At 32.6% G+C, this 7,061-nt stretch carries 5 protein-coding genes; all 5 read right to left on the reverse strand.

Translation table 11 applies throughout. The features are described 5' to 3' along the window. Positions 1–658: 658 nt before the first annotated feature. Entirely contained in the window at positions 659–3,061 is a 2,403-nt protein-coding gene (locus tag FT993_RS08675) for a carboxypeptidase-like regulatory domain-containing protein (RefSeq protein WP_147862155.1), read from the reverse strand. 96 nt (positions 3,062–3,157) lie between these two features. Continuing rightward, entirely contained in the window at positions 3,158–4,282 is a 1,125-nt protein-coding gene (locus tag FT993_RS08680; protein WP_147862156.1) for an AraC family transcriptional regulator, read from the reverse strand. Positions 4,283–4,682: 400 nt separating this feature from the next. Continuing rightward, entirely contained in the window at positions 4,683–4,823 is a 141-nt protein-coding gene (locus FT993_RS12335) for a hypothetical protein (protein WP_187240789.1), read from the reverse strand. 3 nt (positions 4,824–4,826) lie between these two features. Next, positions 4,827–5,660, reverse strand: a complete 834-nt coding sequence (locus FT993_RS08685; protein ID WP_187240790.1) for a hypothetical protein — start codon at positions 5,658–5,660, stop codon at positions 4,827–4,829. A 3-nt stretch (positions 5,661–5,663) separates the two neighbouring features. Next, positions 5,664–6,779 carry an AAA family ATPase gene (locus tag FT993_RS08690; RefSeq protein WP_147862157.1) on the reverse strand — a complete coding sequence of 372 codons (1,116 nt, stop codon included), beginning with the start codon at positions 6,777–6,779 and terminating at the stop codon, positions 5,664–5,666. Between the last annotated feature and the right edge of the window lie 282 nt (positions 6,780–7,061).

The following is a 7,061-nucleotide window of genomic DNA, read 5'->3' on the forward strand; positions in this document are numbered from 1 at the left end:
GCGTTGTGCTTTTCATTCCGCGTAATACTTTTCAATTCCGTTGTTTTCTTTTTAAGTCAGTTATTTCTTTTAAGAACTAATTCTTGTTTTTACTTTATCTTTTAAAACGATGAGATTTATTATTTTTCCGCTCTGATTTTCATTCCGAGGTATTTTTGCCAACGGTTAGTATATGAAAAGTAGGCGATTTCGAAGCACTAAACTTTCGGTTAAGCACAAAGTTTGATACGAGCCAAAAGCCTTGATTTTACTACTGTTTCGCCTATTTTTTATATACATTGTTGGCAACTGGCTTTTTTTTATTTTAACACTTTATCTTGCTCATAGAAAACGTATGTAAATTAATACTAACTGTATCCTTCAAATATAAAAAATATAGATACGTATATTTTATAGTTTGTTTGGACATTAGTAAGCAAGTTAAAAAAAATTGATGTTAATATAAATTTTGATTGAATATGCATATTTAGCTTTCTTCAATTCTAAATCAATTCAGTCTCATTTTCCGTCTTTATTTTTAGTTTCGTCAATAATAGCTAAAGTTTCACAAATATGGAAGACGCAAATTATAGTTGAATAAATAATTAGAACAAAAAGAAAAATAGTATGACTGCAATACAATTCATTATCTACTCAACCATCCATTTGCTCCTCTTTATCAAAACTCAATTTTATAGCTTAAATTAGGAATCATTATCCGGCTATATGATTGCTCAACAGTGTTGGTATTTAAGTTGTAAATGTCTGTTTGAAATTCTTGTGTTCTAGTGGCATTTAAGACTTGTAATGTCCAAACTGATGAATATTTCGGTTTATTTTTCCTATATGAAACTGTAAATGAAACTATTGGCGTGCTCGGATGTTGATTAGCAAATGAAAGATTTCCATTTGTTTCTCCATAAATAATATCTTTGTTTATTAGTGAGTTTTCAACATCTATCGTTTCAACCCTATTTCCTCCAAGATAATTTAAACGTAAATTGGTACTTAAAAGATTGTTTTTTTCTTTTCTCATCTGCCATTCTTTACCGACAATAGCATTGAGCACGAAATTTTTATTGAATCGTGTATTGCGTTCAATGTCATCATTGCCCGTGTATTTTGAATCGAAAACTGAAGTGGTAAACATATAATAGTACCCTTTATTTAAATAACGTTCCAACGTGAAATCGATACCGATATTTCTACCAGTACCTGTACTTACCAAAGGAGTGTTGAAAAACAAATTTTCTTGCGTATTTAGGGTTGTGATATAACTATTTGGCGCAACAGGAACATTGTTCAAAGACTGATAATAAGGTTCAATACTTAATTTTAAATTTTCTGATAGCATCGAATTAAATGATAGAACAAAATGGTTTGATTTCATCAAATCCAAATCTTTATTTACTGAATTCCCTTCATCTTTGATAAAGTAAATAGGAAGCGATTCCATCTTACTATGTAATCCATAGGCGAAGGCGATGGCGTGTTTTTTATTCAATTGAAAGCTCAAAGCAACTCTTGGTTCTATGGAAAATTCCTTTATAAGATTAAAATACAAGGTGTGAAAACCAGCATTCAATGTTAATTTATTAGAAAGCTTCAATTTAGATTGGCTGTAAAATTGATATAATTCTGATTGGCCGTTTTCTATTATGGAATTTTCTGGTACGCTTCCAGTAAAATCGGTCTGTTTGACATTCAAATTATAACCTAAATGATTGATGTAAAACCCAGTACGATTGATATGTTTTTCTCCTAGATATTGTGAAATACTCGATTGCAATGTAAGGCGATAATCATTGTTGGAAGCACTTGATTTGGGCTGCAGATTTGAATTATCATCAAGTCGCATTTCTTTATGTTCCAACCCATTACCTGAAAGAGCGATTGCACTATTAAGCGATGCATTAGACCACAAAGAGGTCTGATGGTTTATTCCGGATGCAAACATATAAATAGACGTGCGGGAATTTTCCTTATCAGAAATTGACTCCCATTCTTCTCTATCCAATGGATCGGTATCTATACCATCGTATGCTCCGATGCCCCAAATGGAGAAAGCACCTGATTTTTTGGTGGGTAATTTCACTTTAAAAGATAAATCTTGATATTTTAAAATTCCAGCATCATCTGGTAAAATAGGGCTGATAAGTGCCATTGTTGAATATCGATAATTGAACAGGTATGAGGCTTCATTTCCTTTTTTAAATGGACCTTCGGTTGCAAAATTAACACCAAGTACGCCCGCTTCAAAAGATGTTTCTCGTTGGGATGCATTTCCATTCCTCAATTTTATATCAAAAACTCCTGAAGTTGCATTGCCATATTCCGCTGGGAAAGCACCAGTAAAAAAATCACTGTTACCCATCACTTGGCTGCTCAAAGCGGTAAACAATCCCGCTCCTGAAATCAACAGATTTGCAAAATGGTTGGGGCTTGGCACTTCGACACCTTCTATTCGCCATAAAAGGCCAGACGGACTATTTCCGCGGATAGATATTCCATTGCTGTTAAGAGCGGGAGAAGCCACACCTGCAAATGAGGTCACTAAACGAGCTGGGTCATCCAAGCCGCCTGCATATCGTTGTGTTTCTTCCACCGTAAACTGCCTACTACTTACCGTAGCCATTGTGTTTATGGCTTTGTTTTTAGCAGGTTTGTAAGTAATCAACACCTCGCCCAACTCCGCAATGTTCTCTTCTAAACCTATATTTAGCGTAATTTGTTTTCCAGTGCTCACTAGGATTTCGTAGACTTGATAAGATTTATAACCTATACTACTTATTTGAATGTTTTGACGTCCGACTGCTACATTATCCAAGAAAAATTCGCCTTCAAAATTGGTAATTGTTCCTAGGATTGGGTCTGAATCCATCAACACTATATTAGCGCCAGAGAGCGGTTGGTTCGTTATTTTGTCATAGACTTTACCCTGTATAGTTTGTTTTGCCGTTTGGGCGTTTGATAGCCCATAAATACAAATTAAGCAAAGCAATAAAATTGTTTTGTTTCTTGCATAACTGTTTTTAAGGTGACCAAAAGAACTGTGATGAAACCTTTTTCCAATAATTTTCATAATGCGTTTATACTTTATAATTTAGGTGCAAAAAAACGCAGAATAAGCAGCAGTATCGCTTCATCCTATAATACTGGACTCATTTTTTGAAGTAAATTACTTATTATTGAGCTTTGCCATATATTGTGAAGGAGTTGTGCCTTTTATTTTTTTAAAAACAGTGTTGAAAGTAGACTTTGAATTAAAACCAGAATCCAGAGCATTCGCAAGAAAGCTATAATTTGCATTGACTGATGCCTTTTTTATAAATTCATCTACACGATATTTATTTACAAAATCGTTAAAATTCTGTTGATCATATTGATTTATGATTTGTGAGAGATGGTTTGGCGAAATTTCCAATAACTGCGCTAAAGTATGTAAGGTCAACTTTGGCTCAAGATAAGGTTTGTCATTTTTCATCAGTAACAAAAGTGACTTGTACTTGTTTTTCGCTTCAACATCTTTTAAACCTGAATTTTTATAGTCTGAACCTGTTAAATCCTCTTCCAAGTTAACAATAACATTATCGACAAATATATTTTGATGACGAATACCATAATAGCCCAATAAAAGTATCGCTAGAGACAACATTGAATAAATAATATAATCTGGATTGAAGGTATAATCAACCCCTAAAAAATCTCTTGAAATGGTAATGGTAATTGCCGTAAAAAATATTGTCGCAACACCCCAAATAAACCCCTTTAACCAATACAAGTTGATATGCTCATCATTAGAAAAATTAGTATCTATCAATTTTTTGTAATTATTTAAAAGCTTGTAGGATAAAGTAGAATAGCTAATTGCCGAAATGACAAATGCTATTAATTGGATTTTAATAAACAAGTTGAAGTCATTGATTTCACCAGAATCCACCAGCCTTTTTTCATCTTCTGAATAGAAAAAATAAAATCTGCACATATATAATAAGGACAAGATTGAGGGAAAGAAATGTAGGTAATCCCTTCTTCTCAACTTATGCTCGCTTCTCAATGAATACAAAATATAAAGATATAAGAGCGGTCCGTATAAGAATGGAAATGGCACAGTTGTACCTACTAAATGAGGATAAATTTCCCAGTACCCTAAATAATTTAAATAGTAGCTTACAAGATGAATAGCCGCAACAAACATCCAAAAAGTCAATATAATATCCGGAAATGATTTGGCTCTTTTGTTCACCAATAAGACAAATTGAAATGCAGATATAAAAATGGCTATTAATAAAATTATATTCATTTATCCCTTTTTGAGGTATTTTGGTAACTCTTGGTATTAGCGTTTCTGTGGAAATATTTGGTCAATTGATATTTCCTCCATTTTCTAGTTCCGAAATAGAGTTTAGGAAATTAATTCGATTGATAACTTCTTCAGAATCGGTTTTGTCAAATATATCATTCATTGTCTTTTGAAGTTCGTTTTTTTTTAGCTTGTTGCCAACGGTCTTATATATGGCTCGTAGCGTGCAAATTATAAATTTATTTTCGGATTAAGCACAAGCCAGATTTTTAAATTTTACTATTTATCTTTTTTATTGGAAATCGTCAAATTTTAAAAATTTGGCGACTTTCCAAATATGCGTTAACTTTGTTTAAGCAACTGATTAGCTATGAGCTATATACGTTGTTAGCAGCTGCCATTATTTCCCTTTGTTGTTCGGATTTAATTGTTTTCCTCTATTTCCGTGTACTTGTGAGTTTTGTCTATTCGTACCTTTTGTTCCCTTGTTAGCATTATTTTGGTTTGCTTGATTCGCTTTGGGTGAAACTTTTTTCTTCATAATTTATTGATTTTTAATTTCTATGTTTAAATTTTTTAACTGGTTCAGTACCCAATTTATAGCTTTTTTGTTTGGCACTTTACCACTAAATATTTCTTGAATATATAAATCACCTTCATTGGTAGCTTTTGCAGGATATCCATAAGCATAAGCAAAATCTGACCAACCTTCAATTTCGGCAACCGAAAACATAACTCTTCTCAACATTGAGGGATGAGCTAAACAAAAAGCGAGTTCAATCATTTCTAAAGGTTGATTAGCTTTTTTGACTGTTACATCTAATTCTAACCAGCCTTTATTTTTGATATTACCAGTTCTGTTTTCTTCGTTTGAGTATTTTGATACAGCCCAATTGCATATCACTTCGACTCTATGGCCTGCATATTCAATAGCATCTACTAAAGCACAAATTATTGCACCTCTTTGAATTATTGTTTCAGATTTTATAGCAGCTGAAAATGATATTGAACAAACTAATGTAAATACTCTTCCAGGTGAATTATTAACGACAAACTCACGAGATACAAAACATTCTGGGTCGTTTGATAAATATCTACCAACATCTACATTATAACCAGCAACATCATAAATTTGACTTGGACGAATTACTTTTTCTGTTATCTGTGGGGTAATTTCAGTTTGATATTTTTTGACTTGTTCTAAACCATCTTGCCATCCTTGTAAAGCAAGTTTTTTTGCTTCTAACCAACTGACATTACCATTCCATTCTCGCGAATATCCACGAGATGATTTTGAGTAAGCATCACTTTCTCTAAATGCGTATAACCAAAAATCATACAAATCTTCGTAAATGATATGTTTGTTTATAACACTCAATATTTAAAGGTTCTTTTTAATCAATTCAATCGTTGCATTATCTAATCCTTTCCATAATACAGAACTTTCAACCAATTCTCGCTTTAGATTACTTTTTAAAAGTTTTGCACCAAAAAACGATGCTCTTGGGCTAACGATATGTCTAATTTCTTTTTTCTCAATAACACGTCTTATTGATTGAACATAGTCTACCCATTTATCATTATTGGCAAGTTTTCTTTCCAAAGTTTCATCATATTTCCAATCAATGAAAATAAATCTGTCTATTGAAGCTGCATCAAGTTGATTTCTGCCTACATATTGTCTGTCTGCTCCTTGTCCATAAGTATTTGCAGCAGCAATACAGTAAAAGTTTTTATGTCTTTTTATTCGTTTATCTGGAAAGTCCATATAATCATTCGCAAGAGCTGCATTAAATGCCAATACAGCTTGTGGAAAACTTCCGTCTATTTCATCAAATAAGAATAGACCTCCATTTTCGTAAGCTTTTCGGAATTCTGTAGAGACTATTTTTCCGTTAGCATCTATAAAGCCAGTAAGTTTAAATTCGCTTGCAATAGCACCAGTAAAATAAAAAGGAATATTTAAAGCCTTTGCACATTGGTTTGCTGCCGTAGTTTTACCTGAACCTGCTGGACCAGTTAAAAAAACGTTTAAACCTGTACTAACTATTGCAATTAATTCTTCAAATTGATAATGAACAATACCAACCTCAGAAGGTTTGTTATCATTGATTTTTACATTAATAAAAGGAAGGCATTTTCTTTTAAGTAAAGAAATATCCTTTTTGTATTTCAGAGAAAGTTCAGTTAAATCTTTTAGTTTAAGTTTTATTTCATCAAGTTCAGATTTGTCGTCAATTTCTTTGAGTTCGGTTTCTAAATCGGATATTTTTTGATTGATTTTCTCACTTTCGATTCGTCCAATTAAATTCTCAACCTCTTTTTTGAATTCGGTATTCTCGCTTCTTATTTTTCTTACAGATCGCGAAAAAAGGTCATTTATTTTTTTGTCAATATCGGCAGTTATAAATGGTCTTAATTTATCTTCAAATGGTCTGTTTTTCAAATTATTCCGTGAATTTTTATTCCTATTTTGATTGTTGTTTACTTTACTCATTGTTTTTTACGGAATGTTTTTTTGGTTGCTGCTAACGGCTTTGGCTATGATTTCGTTGCGGAAAAATACGCAGGATTTATTCCGTTGTAGCTCAAAGATAGAAAAAAGGATGGAATTTTCGGTAGAAAATACCGCCGCAATGAATTATAGCCGTTGTTGGCTAAAGTACCGACACGCTCTGCTTGGCACGCTCTGTTATGCCGTCCGTACAATTTTTTCCACTTTGCTCTTTTTCCGTCCACTTTTTATGTCTAAAAATCCGCTGACTTATTTTTAAAACTG

The organism is Mesonia sp. HuA40, assembly GCF_008017835.1.
Classification (GTDB): Bacteria; Bacteroidota; Bacteroidia; order Flavobacteriales; family Flavobacteriaceae; genus Mesonia.